This window comes from Actimicrobium sp. CCC2.4 (assembly GCF_034347385.1).
Taxonomy (GTDB): domain Bacteria; phylum Pseudomonadota; class Gammaproteobacteria; order Burkholderiales; family Burkholderiaceae_D; genus Actimicrobium.
The window spans coordinates 2745066-2761212 of record NZ_CP133777.1 but is presented as its reverse complement, the minus strand read 5'-3'; the positions used below and the strand labels follow the sequence as shown (position 1 = coordinate 2761212).

General features: G+C 62.2%; 15 protein-coding genes. 1 reads left to right on the top strand and 14 read right to left on the bottom strand.

From position 1 onward, the window contains the following. Positions 1-183: 183 nt before the first annotated feature. On the bottom strand, positions 184-1293 hold the full coding sequence (locus RHM62_RS12625) for an S-(hydroxymethyl)glutathione dehydrogenase/class III alcohol dehydrogenase (protein WP_322122444.1): 1110 nt from the start codon (positions 1291-1293) through the stop codon (positions 184-186). A 314-nt stretch (positions 1294-1607) separates the two neighbouring features. Here RHM62_RS12625 and RHM62_RS12620 point away from each other — a divergent pair, with 314 nt between their 5' ends. Next, positions 1608-3593, top strand: a complete 1986-nt coding sequence (locus tag RHM62_RS12620; protein ID WP_322122443.1) for a sigma-54-dependent Fis family transcriptional regulator — start codon at positions 1608-1610, stop codon at positions 3591-3593. Between the two features lie 23 nt (positions 3594-3616). On the opposite strand, the gene RHM62_RS12615 is transcribed toward RHM62_RS12620, so the two are convergent. The 13 genes from RHM62_RS12615 to RHM62_RS12555 form a co-directional block, all read right to left on the bottom strand. Continuing rightward, positions 3617-4588: an ATP-grasp domain-containing protein gene (locus tag RHM62_RS12615; RefSeq protein WP_322122442.1), complete on the bottom strand. Its 972-nt coding sequence runs from the start codon at positions 4586-4588 to the stop codon at positions 3617-3619. Positions 4589-4716: 128 nt separating this feature from the next. After that, positions 4717-5430 (bottom strand): hypothetical protein, encoded by a 714-nt coding sequence (locus RHM62_RS12610; RefSeq protein ID WP_322122441.1) that lies wholly within the window; start codon positions 5428-5430, stop codon positions 4717-4719. A 45-nt stretch (positions 5431-5475) separates the two neighbouring features. Beyond that, entirely contained in the window at positions 5476-6336 is an 861-nt protein-coding gene (locus RHM62_RS12605; RefSeq protein WP_322122440.1) for a quinoprotein dehydrogenase-associated putative ABC transporter substrate-binding protein, read from the bottom strand. Between the two features lie 108 nt (positions 6337-6444). Next, on the bottom strand, positions 6445-6882 hold the full coding sequence (locus RHM62_RS12600) for a cytochrome c (RefSeq protein WP_322122439.1): 438 nt from the start codon (positions 6880-6882) through the stop codon (positions 6445-6447). A gap of 77 nt (positions 6883-6959) precedes the next feature. After that, the gene (locus RHM62_RS12595; RefSeq protein WP_322122438.1) at positions 6960-8789 is read right to left on the bottom strand and encodes a methanol/ethanol family PQQ-dependent dehydrogenase; all 1830 of its coding nucleotides are present in this window, start codon (positions 8787-8789) and stop codon (positions 6960-6962) included. Positions 8790-9053: 264 nt separating this feature from the next. Then, a complete protein-coding gene (locus tag RHM62_RS12590; RefSeq protein ID WP_322122437.1) occupies positions 9054-9410 on the bottom strand; it encodes a hypothetical protein in 357 nt (118 codons plus the stop codon). Between the two features lie 102 nt (positions 9411-9512). After that, positions 9513-10424, bottom strand: coding sequence for a vWA domain-containing protein (locus RHM62_RS12585; RefSeq protein WP_322122436.1), 912 nt, complete (start codon positions 10422-10424; stop codon positions 9513-9515). Next, positions 10421-10999, bottom strand: a complete 579-nt coding sequence (locus RHM62_RS12580) for a hypothetical protein (protein WP_322122435.1) — start codon at positions 10997-10999, stop codon at positions 10421-10423. Before RHM62_RS12580 ends, RHM62_RS12585 begins: the two co-directional genes overlap by 4 nt. Next, entirely contained in the window at positions 10996-12012 is a 1017-nt protein-coding gene (locus tag RHM62_RS12575; protein WP_322122434.1) for a vWA domain-containing protein, read from the bottom strand. Before RHM62_RS12575 ends, RHM62_RS12580 begins: the two co-directional genes overlap by 4 nt. Continuing rightward, entirely contained in the window at positions 12009-12875 is an 867-nt protein-coding gene (locus RHM62_RS12570) for a calcium incorporation protein MxaA (RefSeq protein ID WP_322122433.1), read from the bottom strand. The genes RHM62_RS12575 and RHM62_RS12570 overlap by 4 nt, the downstream gene beginning before the upstream one ends. Continuing rightward, positions 12872-13756: an MxaS protein gene (locus RHM62_RS12565; protein WP_322122432.1), complete on the bottom strand. Its 885-nt coding sequence runs from the start codon at positions 13754-13756 to the stop codon at positions 12872-12874. Before RHM62_RS12565 ends, RHM62_RS12570 begins: the two co-directional genes overlap by 4 nt. Further along, on the bottom strand, positions 13753-14766 hold the full coding sequence (locus RHM62_RS12560; protein WP_322122431.1) for a MoxR family ATPase: 1014 nt from the start codon (positions 14764-14766) through the stop codon (positions 13753-13755). The genes RHM62_RS12565 and RHM62_RS12560 overlap by 4 nt, the downstream gene beginning before the upstream one ends. A 232-nt stretch (positions 14767-14998) precedes the next feature. Further along, complete coding sequence (locus tag RHM62_RS12555) at positions 14999-16072, bottom strand: flavin monoamine oxidase family protein (protein WP_322125406.1); 1074 nt, start codon at positions 16070-16072, stop codon at positions 14999-15001. Between the last annotated feature and the right edge of the window lie 75 nt (positions 16073-16147).

Genomic DNA, 16147 nt, shown 5'->3' with positions numbered 1-16147 from the left:
AGCCAAACCCGTTGTTGAACTTGAGTAATTTCCTTGCCCTATCAACGCAGCAAAAACCGCGCCTATTTCCGGCAGCCTTGGCCGCTGCGGATAGGCCTGATACGCAAGGACTGGTAGTACCGATAGTGAAGCGACCTGCGCAACAAGCTGGTCAACAATGGAGCAGGTAACAGCACACGATCCTCAGAACGTCACCACCGAACGGATCGAGGTGCCGGCCTTCATCAGGTCAAACGCATGGTTGATCTTTTCGATCGGCATGACGTGGGTAATCAGGTCGTCGATGTTGATCTTGCCGTCCATGTACCAGTCGACGATCTTCGGTACATCGGTGCGGCCGCGCGCGCCGCCGAAGGCCGAGCCTTGCCAGACCCGGCCGGTCACCAACTGGAACGGCCGGGTCGAGATTTCCTGGCCGGCACCGGCCACGCCGATGATGGTGCATTTGCCCCAGCCTTTATGGCAGCACTCCAGCGCCTGCCGCATCAGCGTGACATTGCCGATGCATTCGAAGCTGTGGTCGGCACCGCCTTTGGTCAGGCTCACCAGATACGGCACGATGTCGCCTTCGACGACTTTCGGATTGACGAAGTGGGTCAGTCCGAATTTTCTGGCCAGCGCTTCGCGCTCCGGATTGATGTCCACGCCAATGATCATGTTGGCACCTGCCAGCCGCGCTCCCTGGACCACATTGAGCCCGATCCCGCCCAGACCGAAAACGATCACGTTCTCGCCCGGTTGTACCTTGGCGGTATAGATCACAGCACCGATGCCGGTGGTCACACCGCAACCGACATAGCAAATTTTTTCGAAGGGCGCGTCCTCGCGGATTTTGGCTAGTGCGATTTCCGGTACAACGGTGTAGTTCGCAAAGGTCGAGGTGCCCATGTAATGGAACACTTCCTTGCCGTTGTGGCGGAAGCGGCTGGTGCCATCCGGCATCACGCCACGGCCTTGCGTGGAGCGGATCGCCTGGCACAGATTAGTTTTGCGCGAGAGGCAATATTCGCACTCGCGACACTCCGGCGTGTACAGCGGAATCACATGGTCGCCCGGCTTGAGCGAGCGCACTCCCGCGCCGACTTCGATGACCACGCCGGCACCTTCGTGGCCCAGGATGGCCGGAAAAAGACCTTCGGGATCATCGCCCGAGAGCGTGAACAGATCGGTATGACACACGCCGGAGGCCTTGATCTCGACCAGGACTTCCCCGGCGCGGGGACCGTCCAGTTGTACGGTTTCAATGGTGAGCGGGGCACCTGCTTTGGTGGCTACTGCTGCGCGAACATCCATGGGTCATTCCTCCTGGTTAAGTGCGATCTGCGCCGGCGTGCAATGACGGTTGCTGATAATTCGTCGGCGTCAATTTAGGTACTGCTGTGTATTCGGTGTATTCTGGCCGGTAGGTTCTTTCCTATCATTAGAAGCAATCGCTTTTTTGTCACAAGTCACGACGAGCTGACATGGATAGCGTCTGCATCAGCAATAGTCAGCAATAGTCAGCAATAACCGAGCCACGATGGCCAACCGACCCGCCAGAGGTCACGTTCCAGTCCGGAACACACCAACCATTCCCGGCAAGACGGCATGCCGGGCAAGGAGACAGCATGATCAGCGTGCACAGTCATTGCACTCGCATACGCGGCGTCGTCCGCTCGCCGTTATCGCCGTCGGCGCACGTGCCGGGTCACATTACCGATTCATGGATACGCTGTTCCAACGACTACCAGCTCGACCCGGCATTGGCACGCGAGCTGTATGTGGTGGAACGTCAGGAACTGCTTGCGCGGCAGGAGACGTCATCGGTGGTGCTACGCGCCGCCCGTAGCGAAATGACCAACCTGTTCCAGCAAATCGCCAAGTCGGATTACGCGATCATGCTCACCGATGGCGACGGCGTGCTGCTGAACTATTTCGGCGATCCGGGGTTCACCCATGCGGCCTCCCGATCCGGCCTGGTCGCCGGTGCTGTCTGGTCCGAGCGTTTTCAGGGGACCAACGGCATGGGAACCTGCCTGCAGGAACAGCGGCCCATCATGATTCATCAGGGTGACCATTTTCTGTATCGCAATACCGGCCTGACGTGCGCCGGCGCGCCTATCCTCGACTGGCGTGGCCAGTTGCTGGCGGTGCTGGATGCCTCGGGGGAAGTACACCGGGCACCGCGCCACGTGCTCGAGCTGGTAAAAATGTCGGTGCAGGAAATTGAAAACAGGATTTTCATGACCGAATTCGCGGGCGCGCGGCTGTTCGTTTTCCATCCCCGGCCGGAGTTTGTGGCAACGCTCAGCAAAGGCCTCATCGCGGTCGATGCCGATTGTCGCGTGCTCGGGGCCAGCCGTAATGCGCTGGCGCAACTGGGCATCGCCCCTGAGGATATCGTCGGCCAAGCGCTGGATGCTTTTTTTAATGTGTCATTCGAGTCCTTGCTGCGCGCGAGCATCAAGCACGGACCGACCCCGGCTGTCGTCTTCGATGCGCGCCACGGACGGCGCTTTTTTGCCTGTGCGCTGGCCGGTGCCAGCGCTGAAAATCCGGTCCTGCAAACTTTTGGCGGCGCGGCAGCGCCGGTCACCATGGGCGAGGTCGGTGCCAAATCCCGCGCGCCGCTGGAACGCCTGCAGTGCGGTCCGGATGCGGTGATGGAACACAATATCCGCACTGCGCTGCGCATCATCGAACGCGACGTGGCCATCCTGTTGTACGGTGAAACCGGCACCGGCAAGGAGCTCTTTGCCAAGGGCATCCATTTGTCGAGCAAGCGGGCGCACCAGCCCTATGTCGCGATCAATTGCGCGTCTATCCCCGAGTCACTGATCGAAAGCGAACTGTTCGGTTACAAGTCCGGTGCATTTACCGGCGCGAGCAAAGACGGCCAGCGCGGCAAACTATTCCAGGCCAACGGCGGCACCTTGTTCCTCGATGAAATCGGCGACATGCCCATGGCGCTGCAAGCCAGATTGCTGCGTGTGCTGGAAGAGCGCGAGGTCGTCCCGCTCGGCAGCGAAACCGCGATCAAGCTCGACATCCGGCTCATCAGTGCGACCCATTGTGATTTGCCGGCCAAGATCGCCAGCGGGGAATTCCGCGAAGATCTGTACTACCGGATCCAGGGACTGACCCTGACCTTGCCACCGCTGCGCGAACGCGGCGACCGGCAGGAATTGATCCGCTTCGTGCTGCAACAGGAAATGCCGGACGACGCCCTCGTGACGATAGACGACCCGCTGATGGCGGCGCTGGATCGTCATCCCTGGCCCGGCAATATCCGTCAATTACGCAATGTCCTGCGCACCATGGTGGCCTTGCGGGATGGCGATGCACTGCACCTTGATTGCCTGCCGCCGGATTTTTTTGTGCCTGCCGGCAGCGCGAAGGAGGACATCGCCGTAGTACTGCCGGAACTCGCCCCGGGACCGCTGGCCTTGCTCAATCCGCTCGAGCTGGCCGAGCGCGACGCCCTGATCCGGCAATTGAAACTGTCGCGCTGGAACCTCAGCAAAGTCGCGCGCCAGCTCAATCTCAGTCGCAACACGCTGTATCGCAAGCTGGGCCGGCTGGACATCACAATTGCCGCGCGCGACACCTATTGATGGCGCCGGCGGCCGGGCCCGCCTCAGTGGCGCGGCAGACCGCCATCGACATCGATACTGACTTGCCGGTTTTTCTGGCGGCGTGGTTCGCTGCAGCGACCGCTGCGCAGTATCTCGACCAGCATGCCGGCGGGATTGGCACCGATGGAGTCATGCAAGCCGGCGTGACACATGGTCATGCGCGGATTAACGGCCAGCACGACCGGGCCTTGCTCGGTCAAAATGATGTCGATGCCGACATAGCCCCATAGGCCGGGAATGGCCGCCACGACCCGGCGTGCCAGCCGTTCCAGTTGGCCATCGGTGTCGCTGATGCTGTTGACGGTGCTGCCCAGGTAATGAATCCGGTGATCCGCCGCCGCGATGCGCTGCTCGCTGCAGCCGAGCAGGAAGAGCTCGCTGCTGCCGCACAGCAATGACAAGCTGCAAGGCCGACCGGCCACATACGGTTGCAGCACCACGGCGCATGCCGGCCTGGCGGCAATCCATTGCCTGGCCAGAGCCGCATGCGAAAACAGATGGGTATCCGAGCAACCGGCGCCGTCATCCGGTTTGACAATCCACGCCTGTGCATTGGGCGGCAGCGTGTCCGTTGAAAAATACGTCGCCACCGTCGTGATGCCGGCACCGCGCAGCACTTGCGATGTCAGGTATTTGCTGCCGGCCAGATGCACGGCATCAGGAGAACTGCCGATCAGCAGCTTGCCGTTCTGCAGCGCCATTCTGGAAATCGATTCGAGCAGCCCATCTGATTCCGGTGCCAGCGGCCACACGGCATCGGCATCGGCGATACATTGCACGAGCGCCGCGGCGCAGTCGTCGCTCCCGCTCATGACCACGCTCACGTTATCAGGCAGGTTGTGCAAACCCTGGCTGGACAGGCGCAACACGGTAACCGACAAGTCATCGATACGCGACAGGTCGGCCAGCAGGGCAGTCAACAGCATGTCGCCGCGAAAATCGGACGATGACGACCGGGTAAGGTCAGAAGACATGGGCTGACAAGCGTGTTCACATATAAAAATTTTCACAATAGCGTCCAATTGTGAGTGCTGAATTTATAGGCAATCAACTGCAGGTTCCCGCGGTGGGCCAGCTTGCATTGCCGCCGCCGGATGGCTGCTTATGTCCCGGGTCCGGTATTTTTCTTTGGTACCGGATCTGACCGGACGATCGTCATCGTGGTGGCAATCGCAGCAGCAGATTGATCCGTGGGCAAGGTCGTATAGACCTGAAAAACGGTCCCCGGCACGGCATCGCTGATGACAAACACATAGCCCTTGCCGGCAAATTGCAGGAAGCGGTCCTTGAGCGGGTCGTCGACATACGGATGCACCGTAATCTGCTGCGCGGCAACGGAACGTCCGGCGTAATTGACGGTAATGGTCTTGATGGCGGCATCGGGAGCCGCCAGCGCAAGCCGGAGTCGCTTGCGGAAATAGTTCGTCGAGCCGCCGGTCAGGCGCTTCATTTCGGCGATGTCACGCTCCAGGAAACCGAGGATGGCCGGATTGCCTTGCGCATGATCTATCGGTGCGATCGGAATCGCATGGCTGCCCGTCAGAAATTGCGCGGCCACGGAGGCCGTACCGTCGGCATTGGGATGGGTAACGGTGAGCGTTACGGCATCGTCGAAGGTATCCGGTGCGGCGCTTTCCTGGTGATAGGCATACGCAATCCGGGTGGGCTTTTTAATGCTGCCGAAGTGCTTGCTTTGGAACAGGATTTTTTCGGGTTGCGAGATCTCCTGCGCAAGGCCGGCACTGGCACCCGTTGCCATCAATGCGGAGCTTGCCAGCAGGATGAGGCCTGCGCGCAGTGTCGGTGAAAGTGGCATCGTGAGTCTCCCTGGCGGTGATGAATGTGAAGGCGGCGTTCCGGCTCAGGAGGGGGCCGCTACTACCGCTATCGGTGCGGGCAGTGCAGTCACCGGTACGCCGTAGTCCCTGAAAATTTGGGCGATCTCGGGCTGGCTGGAGGCGATCAAGGCATTGAGCTGGTCGCGCAGCTTGTTATCGCCGTAACGCACGCCCATCGCAATACTGAAGCCGTAGCGGATGCCGTCCTCACTCGGCTTGAAGGGCACGACCGTAATAGGCGCGCCCGTGGCCTGTCTGGCGAAATACCCGACGATAGGCCCCCATGCAATGGCCACATCGACGGTGCCGTTGGCGAGGTCGCGGTCAATCAGCTGGCCCGGGTATTGATCCGGATCGCCGGTCTGCGGCGAGTACGACACCATCTGCGCGATCAGGCCGTTTTTCAGCAACCAGTCCGAGGCAGGAGAGCGCGCAAAAATACCGATCTTCAGCTTGTCACGGACCGCTCTTGGCAGCGCCAGCAAGTCAGCGGGCGTCTTGATGGCATCGAGTCCCTTGCCTTTGATAAAGGCCATCGCATAGGTCGATGCCAGGTAGGGTTGCGTCACCAGTCCCATTTCGAAATCGGTCGACACGCCGGTGACGACGTCGCACTTGAAGGTGTCGGTACCATCAATCTTTGCTTTCAGGCTATTGCGGATAAAGCCCATGCGCTGCGGGTACCAGCTATGTTCGAGCTTCCAGCCGAGCTTGCCGGCAAACAGCTCGGCGATCTTGTTTTCATAGCCGCGATCCTGCCGGTCCGACATCGGCAAATTGTTGGGGTCCTGGCAGACCCGCAGTATTTTTTGTGCACTTGCGCCATCCTGTGCCTTCGCGGGTGCCGACAGTGCCAGCAAGCCGGCACACAGGCTGATGGCCATGCGGCGGAGCGGCACGTTTCTAGGGCGGGTAACTGGGACCATGGGGCGACTCCTTTATGCAGAAATTAAGACTCACTTCAGTGATGCGGTCACCGGCGTCGGCCTGGTTTATTTCACGATGACCTGGAGGCGACCGGCAGCAATATCGCCTTCGGAACGTCCCTTCAGATACGCGTACAGCTCATCGAGATGGTCGGCCACAAAAGGCACGCCACCGAAATTGGGCATGCCTTTTTCAATGCGGCCTTTTTTCAGTGTCGTCACGAACTGCTCTTTGGTCAGCACCTTCATGCTGTCGATCAGCGATGGTCCGACCAGTCCTTCCTGGGCGGCGCCGTGGCAGCGGCTGCAGGATTGGGCGCGCCAGACTTTCCAGCCGATCAGGGTGTTCGGGTCGACCTTGTTCTTGTCGACAACGGTATAGAGTTTGGTGCTTGCGGCCTTGTCGGGCGCAGTCGTTGTGCCCAGCGCATTCTGGTGACAGAAAACGGTAAGAGCCAGGCCAGCCGTCAATAGTGTGCTTCGTAGTGTGATGGGCAGGGCCATGAATTCTCCTTGAAAGTGACACGCCGGACCGGATCAGGATCGATCCGGCCGGCGTTGTGGCGATGAACAACGACGGACTACTTTGCCGACGCCACCGTGACATTGCCGGGGATGGCAAACACGGTCAGGACACCACCGAGCTCGGTGTAATTCGACAGTTCCTTGTAGCCGCCGACGGCACCCAGGCCTTCGTTGGGTTTGGTCAGACCGGCTGCCATGCCGATCCCTGCCCAGCCACCGATACCCGACAGTACGCCGATGTACTGCTTGCCCTTGTATTCCCAGGTGTTGACGTTGCCGACGATGCCGGATGGCGTCTTGAACTTCCACAGTTCCTTGCCATTGTTATCGACGGCCTTGATGAAGCCTTCCAGCGTGCCGTAGAAATTCACGTCACCGGCAGTGGCCAGTGCGCCGCTCCAGACCGAAAATTTCTCCGGCTTTGACCAGACAATTTTTCCGGTACCGGCATCCCAGGCAATGAAATTACCCATGCCGCCATGGCTATCGGGCGTCGGATACATCGAGACGGTGGCACCCACATACGGCTGGCCGGCAGTGAAGTCGACCTTGTACGGTTCATAGTCCATGCAGACATGGTTGGTCGGCACGTAGAACAATCCGGTCTTCGGCGAGAACGCGGCAGGCTGCTGATCCTTGCTGCCCAGTGCAGCCGGACAGATACCCTTGATGTTGACGTCTTCACCGCCCTGGCTGGTGCTGTACTTGGCGACGACGGCGGGACGGCCGGTTTTCATGTCGATGTGGGTGGCCCAGTTGACCTTGGGATCAAACTTTTCGGCGACCAGCAATTCGCCGGTGACGCGGTCCAGCGTGTAGCCGAAGCCGTTACGGTCCAGATGCACCAGCGTCTTGCGTGGCTTGCCGGCGACCTTGATGTCGGCCAGGATCATTTCATTAACGCCGTCATAATCCCATTCGTCATGCGGTGTCATTTGATAGACCCACTTGGCTTTGCCGGTATCGAGGTCGCGCGCAAAAATCGTCATCGCCCACTTGTTGTCGCCGGGTCGCTGCGAGGGATTCCAGGTCGACGGATTGCCGGTGCCGTAGTACAGCAGATTGGTGGCCGCGTCGTAGCTGTACCAGCCCCAGGTCGTGCCGCCGCCGATTTTCCATTGATCGCCGGACCAGGTCTTGAGCGAGGAATCCTTGCCTACCGGTGCCATCTTGCCGTTGGTCCAGGTCATGGTCTTGGCCGGATCCATCAGCATGTCGGCGTCAGGTCCGACGCTATAGGCTTTCCACAGTTGCTTGCCGGTCTTCAGGTCATGCGCGGTGAGCCGGCCGCGCACGCCGAACTCGCCGCCGCTAATGCCGGTGATGACCATGTTCTTGAAGATGTGCGGTGCATTGGTATTGGATTCGCCGACCTTCGGATTGCCGACCTTGACCTTCCAGACTTCCTTGCCGGTCTTTGCATCAAGCGCCACCATCGTGGTGTCGGCCTGTTGCAGGATGATCTTGCCATCGCCATACGCCACGCCGCGATTGACGGTGTCACAGCACATGACCGGAATCACCCCGGCGTCCTGCCGCGGCTCGTATTTCCAGCGCATGCTCTGGTCTTCGAGGTTGATCGCATACACCTTGTTCGGGAATGGGCTGTGGACATACATAGTGTCGCCGATGACCAGCGGTCCGCCTTCATGCCCGCGCAACACGCCGGTCGAAAACGTCCACGCCACTTGCAACTCCTTGACGTTGGCACTGGTGATCTGGTTGAGCTCGCTGTAACGACGGTTGGCGTTGTCGCCGGCTTGGGTCGCCCAGTTTTTCGGACTGGCCATGGCCTTGTTGAGTTGTTCGTCGGCGAGTGCAGAATTGCTCACTGCCAGGGTGCCTGCGATGACCAGCAGGTGTTTCAGGATTACCTTCGAAGACATGTCTACCTCCATGAATTATTGTGATGACCGTCGTGCTGCGGTGATGCGGTATGCCTTTCTGAATGTGCGGAAAACTCTCCAAAGATTTCCGTAATCGACAAGGTGTCGTCTGCAAGCTTCAGCACTTACCATGCCAGTTGGCGATGGCGGGCAGCGCATTGGTCGCGACGGTTGGCAGGTGTGCTGTTTGCTGAACAAGGGCAGGGCGATGTGTTCCGCGATGGCGGGCAATGCCAGACAGCAAGCGCTGGCCTGCTGCACACCTTATTTGATGAAGCAGGCATCGGCCGCGACCTGTTCCACCTGCCGGTATTTCCTGACCATTTCCTTGACGAGGGTAGGGTCACGGAATTCGGCACCGCGCTCGCCGCCCAGCCCCTGATGGCGTTTTGCGGTGGACAGCTCGGCGTAATCATCGAACGGCAACTGCTTCGCAATGGTGTCGATCGCGCAGGAGCACTTGTACAGATACTCGTATTTGCTATCGTGATTTTTCATGCATTCGAACACGTACTCGACCCGCGACGAGGTCGGAAAATCGTGTGCCTGCGCCGTCATCGGCGCAGCAATCACCAGCAGGAGCAGGGTGCAAGAAGCAAGGCGTGGCGATAAACAGGTCATGGTGTTTTCCGGTTCAGAAAACATCTCCTTCGCAAGATCAATGCCACTGCCGATGCGGCCCGCAATACTGCGGACAGGTCGTCCGTAACTGACACAGCAGCGCTACAAGGTGTGCCGGTTTCTGCGCAGTCGCCAGCGCGCGATCCATCGCGGCGCGGGCAGGAACCCGCCGGCCAGCAGTAATGCCGCCAACGCGGCGGGCAGCCAGCGCACATCGGTCGCCACCACCAGCGCGCGATCAAAGCGCTGATCGGTCAGCATCCGCAGCAGCGCGGCGTCGCTATCGAGTCGCCCGTAGTGCAAGCCGCTGGCTTGTGCCAATGCCTGCAAATAACCGGCATGCAGCACTGATAAATGTTCCTGGCTCTTGACCGCCCCTCGCCGCTGCACCACGTCGCTGGCCGACCACCAGCCCACCTGTCGGGCCTGCCTGTCGAGGCGCGGAATCGGTTGCGCCACGTCGCCGCCTACGCCTACCAGCATGCCGGCGATGCGTCCTTCGGGCCGGTCGAAGTCGGGAATGCTTGCCATCGGCGGCGACTCCTGACCATCGGTCATGAAGATGAGCGATGGATGTTGCGGCAATTCGAAGGCCACATCGGTGGCGCTGGTGACGCCGCGTGCGATGACGCTGGCGTCTTCCCATGCCATGCGTGCATCGATCTGGCGGACCGCTTGCGTCAGCCCGCTCCGGTTGCTGCACACTTCCAGCGGTGCCAGCAACAGCAAGGTGCGCCGGCTGGAAAAAATCCCCAGCCCGATTTGCGATCCGCAAGGCAGTTGTGCCAGCGCCTGCACCAGCGCCTCGCGGGCAGCGTCAAGCCGGCTGACGGCGCGACCATCGCGCAGCTGGTCGGTCACATACATGCTCTGCGTAATATCGAACACCACCAGATGATTGACCACCGTACGTGCCAGTGGAATAGGCGGCAGGACACTGGCGACGACCAGCAGCACGGCCGCGCCCAGCAGAAGCCGGTCGCGCCACGCAAGTCGTAGCGCGGGCAGTTTCACGGCAGGCCCCCGCTTTCGGGTTGCATGGTCGTGGCGGCGCCTTCCCTGCCATCGTTCGTGTCGTTGTTGTTCGTCGAGCCTTCCAGTTCTTTTGATGTATTGATGCCGTCGACGGTGGCCGCTATCGCTTCTTCCGGGGCCAGCCAGAGCGCCCGTTCGAGGTTATGGCGCGCGGCCCACTGTTGCGGCTCGCGGAGCAAGACCTCGCGATAGTGCTGCTTCGCCAGCGCCAGCAGGCCCGGGCGTTTTTCGTCGTCGCTGCCCATGGCGATGGCCTGACGCAGCGCCAGGTTGCCAAGGTTGAAGCGTGCCTGATTGCTGACCCGTGCATCGCCGGACTGCATGGCTAGCTGCAGGTTCTGCCTGGCGTCGTCGGCGTCGCCGGTGCCGGCCAGTCGCACACCGCGCGCGGCGCTGATACGTGGATCTTCGATGGCAGCAGCAATCGCAGGTGGCGCAAGCAGATCGCGGTTCAATGCCAGTGCGGCATGCCGCTCTGCCAGAGCCATCCCGAGGGCCACCAGAAAGACGCCGGCCAGCGCGCTGCCCGTGATGTGGAGTGTGCGTGATTTCATGTCGGAACTCCGGAGCGGGTGCTGCGTCGCAGTAGCCATAACACCGCGCAGGCGAGGGCGGCGATCAGGTAGCACAGCGCGGCCCGGTCGACCTGCGGCACTGGCAACTGATAGGTGATCGGCAGCATTTGCTGGCGGCCTACGGCTTCGATGGCGCGCTGCATCGAGGCCTGGTCCTCGGCTTCGAAAGCGCGATACGGTGTCGACAAGGAACGGAAGTAACGGTGCATCGCCACCTCGACCACGCCATCGAATTCGGCGCTGTCGCTATCGGCCAGCGCCGGCTGGTTGTACGAGCGCAAATAGATCCAGTACAGCGCGATGCGATTGCGCTTGAGACCATCGGCGATCTGCAGCCGCACCGCCGGTGCAATCTGCGCGCCGCCATCCGACACCAGCATGATGATCCGGCTGCCGCTGTCGGGCCGGTCATCAAAAGTGCGCAGTGCCGCCAGCATCGCGCTACCGACATCGGTATTGCCCAATCCCGAACCGACGCCACCGGCCTGGATCGCAGCCTGGATCATGTCGGGGCGCATGTTGAACGGCATCACCTGAAACTGGTTTTCGCTGAACATCATCAGGCCGATGGCATCGTGCGGCCGGCCGGCGGCAAACCCGGCCAGCGCGGTGCGGGCAATCTTGCGCTTTTTGGGCTCGGCATATTTATCGGTCAGCGGCGTCTTTGCGCCCTTCTCTTGCAGGGCGGCATCCATGCTGGCACTGCGGTCGAGCAGCACCAGGATCTCGGCGCCGCTGCCGGTTTTTTCGATGGTGGTGGCGGGCGAGACGAGGCCGGCCAGACCGAGCACGGTGGCCACGATGGCCAGCATGCCGAGCGCGATTTCCAGGCGGGCGCGCCACAATCCCAATGGATCCGGTGGCAACCAGCCGGTCCAGCCGAAGACCTGTTCGTCATCGCGCTGCCGGCACAGCGGCAAGGCGGCCAGTAGCAGTCCCGACAGCCACCACGGCTGCGCGACGATCAGCTCCGTCAAGGCGAGGCCGCTCATGCGGCGTGGCGCTGTTCAAGCCGCCGCAGGCGGCGCGCCAGTGCGGTGACGGTGGTCGCATCGGGTACCGGCCGGCTGCCGAAAAACACGGCTTGCGACTGGTCCAGAAAATCCGCCAATGCCTTTTTTTCGGACAACAGATACGGCGAACTTGCCAGCAGGCGGGCGAGGGTCGCCGGGCGCACGACTTCACCGGCAGCATCGTTGAGCGCATGGTGTAGCCGGCGTTGTGCCGCCAGCGGATCGCTCGTGTCGGCGTGCGTGTGCAGCGCCTGCAAGTCACGCATGGCGCGCGCGAAGGGCAGATGCCGGCCACGCCGCAGATACCGCCAGCCGGCCATGCTGCCCCATACCAGCAGCGTCGCCAGTAAAGCGCTTGCCGCCAGTTGGATGCGCAGCGTGATCGGGGCCAGGGCCACCGGTGCCGGTGCCTGGTCCGGTTGTAGCGCCGGCAGCGCCACGGCATTCAACGCTTGCAATGGCGTGAACGGCGCAATCGAAAACGGCATGCCTGCCACGGCCAGCCTGTCGGTGCCAGCGGTCAGCGTCAGGGCGGGCAGGCTCCAAACAGTGAGCGTTTGCGGCGTATTGATGATCTGGTAATCCAGTTGCAGCCAGTGCTGACCGGCGGCGTCGATGTCGACCATCGCGCTGCGTCGCCACAGCGAGTTACCGATGCGTCCGCCGGGTGGCAATCCGCTCAGCACCAGCGGCGTCGCCGGCGTGCCGAGCGCAATGCGCTGCTGTAGCAGGTCACCGATGACCAGGCCGTAATTGCGCGACAGTTCGGCACGCACGAGTGGCACCGTCGCGCTAGCGTGGCAGCTCGCCGACAACAGCAATATCAACAGCAGCCGGCTCATCGCTGGCCATCCAGGAAGTACTGCGACAGCCGCGCCGGATCGTATTGACCGCTCAGGTACAGCGGGCGGATCTGGCGCGCGGCAAACACCGCGTCAAGCTGGCGACGGCGTTCGGCCAGGTGTTCCTGCCACTGGCGACGCAGCCGTGGCGTTAGCCAGAGCGAGCGCAAGCGGCCACTTTCGGCGTCGCGCAATCGGACAAAATTTTGCCCTGGCGGTGGCTGCATTTCCTGCTCACCCCACAGCACCAGCGGCACCACCCATGCCCGCCCCAGCAGGTCCAGCGCTGCGGCAACCTGTTCCAACGGCCAATGAAAATCAGAGACCAGAAACACCATTGCCTCGCGCCCGGCCAGTGGCTGCAGCGTTGCCAGTGCGCCGTAACCCGCTGTGCTGCCAGGCTGGGCGGCACGCAGTTGCGCGCCCATGGCTTGGCCGATTACACGGCTATGTCGAGGCGGCTGGAACAGGTCGTCACGGGTTTCGCCATCGAAGGCCAGCAGGCCTGCGGTGTCGCCGGCACTGAATGCACTGTCGCCCATCGCCGTGACAAAATCAGCCGCGACATCGCGCTTGCGCGGCGCTCCGCAAGCCATCGATGCCGACACGTCGACCACCGCCAGCAGCGTGATGGCAGCGCGTTGCCGGTAGGTGCGCACCAGCCATTCGCCGGCACCGGCGCGCAGCGAGGCCCGCAAATCCAGCCGGCGCGGATCGGGATGGTCGAACAGCCGCGCATGGTCAAGGAAGACATTACCGGTGCCGCCGGTGCGACCGGCGTGCGCGCCCGGACGACGGCCGCCGGCGCGACCATCGACGCGGTAATGGAAGGTGATCTCGTCGATTGCAGGCGGGGCCGGATCGTGCGCGCCGGCGCTCATGGCGCAGCAATCCGCGCCATCAATTGCGCAACGAAGGCATCGGCAATCGCGGCATGCCGGATCTCGTAGACCGGCGTAAAAAAGATCCGGTGCCCCAGCGCGGCAGGCAGGACTGCGGCGATATCTTCGGGGATCAGGTACGTGCGTTCATCGAGCCAGGCCACTACCCGTGCCGCCCGCAGCAGGCTGCTGATGCCACGCGGGCTGGCACCGGCCAGCACCAGTCGCTGCATGTCGACGCCATCGATGGCTAGGCCGAATTGCTGTGGCGTGTGGGTGGCCTGCCAGAGGTCGAGCACGTAGTCCTGCAGTGCCGGGCTGGCCGTGACACCGGTTTGGATGGCCGCGGCGATCAGGTTGAGTTCCTGCCACGGCAGGATCGCCGGCGCAACCTGCTCGAGCAGCAGGTCGGCATCGTGATAGGCGGGATCCAGCGCCAGCGCTCGGCGTACTTCGCGATCGACCGGCGTGAGCATGCGCAACTCGAACATGAAGCGGTCGCGCGCCGCCGAGGCCAGCTCGAAGGTTTCTTCGCGCTCGATGCGGTTGCGGTCGGCGAATACCGTCATGTGCGGAAAGCGGTATTCGCGGTTGAAGGCCGACACCGAACGTTCCGCCATGGCCCGCAACAGCAGCGATTGCACTTGCGGACGGGCGCGGTTGATCTCATTGAAAAAGAAGGTAGTCAACGCTTCGCCCTGCCGCAGCAGGGGGCCCGGCTCGATACGCGGCCGGCCTTCGGCATCGACGAAGGTGTGATAAATCAGGTCGCCCGGCATCAGGTCGACGGTGCCTTCGACGCGCTCGAACGCACCACCAATGGCCCGCGAAAAAGCCCGCAGTACCGTGGTCTTGCCGACCCCGACATCGCCTTCGAGCAGCACATGCCCGCGCGCAAACAGCGCCACGTTGATCAGTCGCAGAGTCTCCGGCTGGCCGATGACGGCACGCCCGGCTTCCTGTTCCACTTGCAGCGCACGGGTGCGCCAATCCTGTAGCAGTGCATCCATGTCGGGACATCTTTCCATGAGGCGGAAGAGCCGGTCTGCTCATCCCTGGCCTTGTGGATGCGTTACAGCATGGGACGTGCCAGCTTGCACGCGACATCGCCGCGCCCGGGTGTATCGCGCCCACGCGAAGCCACCGGCAAGCGGTTGGAATTGGCGGGCGTTTGCGGTTTGCACGCGTGGGCACAACCGGCCTATGCATCAACTTAACGTGCATCAGCCGTAGGGTGCATCGTCAGGAAAACAGCTCCGGGCTACGCATGAGCACCTCGACCGAACCCAGCGCCCCCTCAAGGTAGCCACCTTCTTGCGGCGCGACTTCACTGCCCACCAGATGCAGCTGCATGCGCCGCAACTGCGGCAGCCAGCGCGACAGGTCGAGCTCGGGATGACGCGGCGATTCGTCGATATCCTGCTCGCTGACGATCCACGCATCCTGCGCCCAGTCTTTCAGGTAGGACACCTCCGGTGTCGCCGCCTGTGCGCCGAATAGACTGACCAGCTGGCGCAGGCAGGCATCCTGCAGCACCCCGGCGGCATGCCGGCTGCGCACGCCGGCGGGCACGCCGATAAAACCGAACAGGGCGAAGCCGGTGTCGGTGGTGGCCGACGCGTCATGGATTTCGACCATCGGGCCGACCCGGCTGAAGGCTTGTCCGGACAAGCCAGCCTGTCGCCAGAACGGTGCCGGATAGACCGCCACGAACTTGGCCTGCGCTGCCATCCAGGTCGGCGTCGCCGCCAGCGCAGTGGACAAGCCTGCCGGCAGGCACGACGACAGGCCGGCAATCTGCAGTAACTTGCGGGGTGGCGCGGCCAGCACCAGATGCTGGGCCCGGAACTGCCGTGGTTCGCTGCCATCGGCGGCGGTTGCGCTGACACTCCAGCCGTCCTCGCCAGGGGCGATATTCGTGATCGGGCAGCTGCGCTGCACGCCGGCCGGATCGAGTCGCGCTGCGAGCGCCGCAATCAGCGACTGCGTCCCGCCTTCGACCCGGTACGACAGCATGCCTTGTCCGGCATCGCTGCGTTGCACCGGCTGTGCGCTGCCCTGCTGGTACAGCACATCACCTGCGACATGCTGTTCAAAGACCTTGCATCTCAGTTCGGCGCATAGCCGTCGCATGCGCTGCTGATGCGGCCAGAACCAGGTCGGTCCCAGATCGACACCGGATCCGTCATCGGCTGCCACCGGCTGCGAAAAAATGCGCCCGCCCAAGCGCTCCTGGGCTTCGAGCAACAAGTACGCAATACCGGCCTGCTCCAGCCGCAGGGCCGCCGCCATGCCGGCCAGCCCGCCGCCGGCAATGAGAACTTGCGTGGTGTGAATCGTCGAAGTGATGGCTTTCCCCTGGTCTGTGCATGGAGCCGGTCGGCCTGTTTG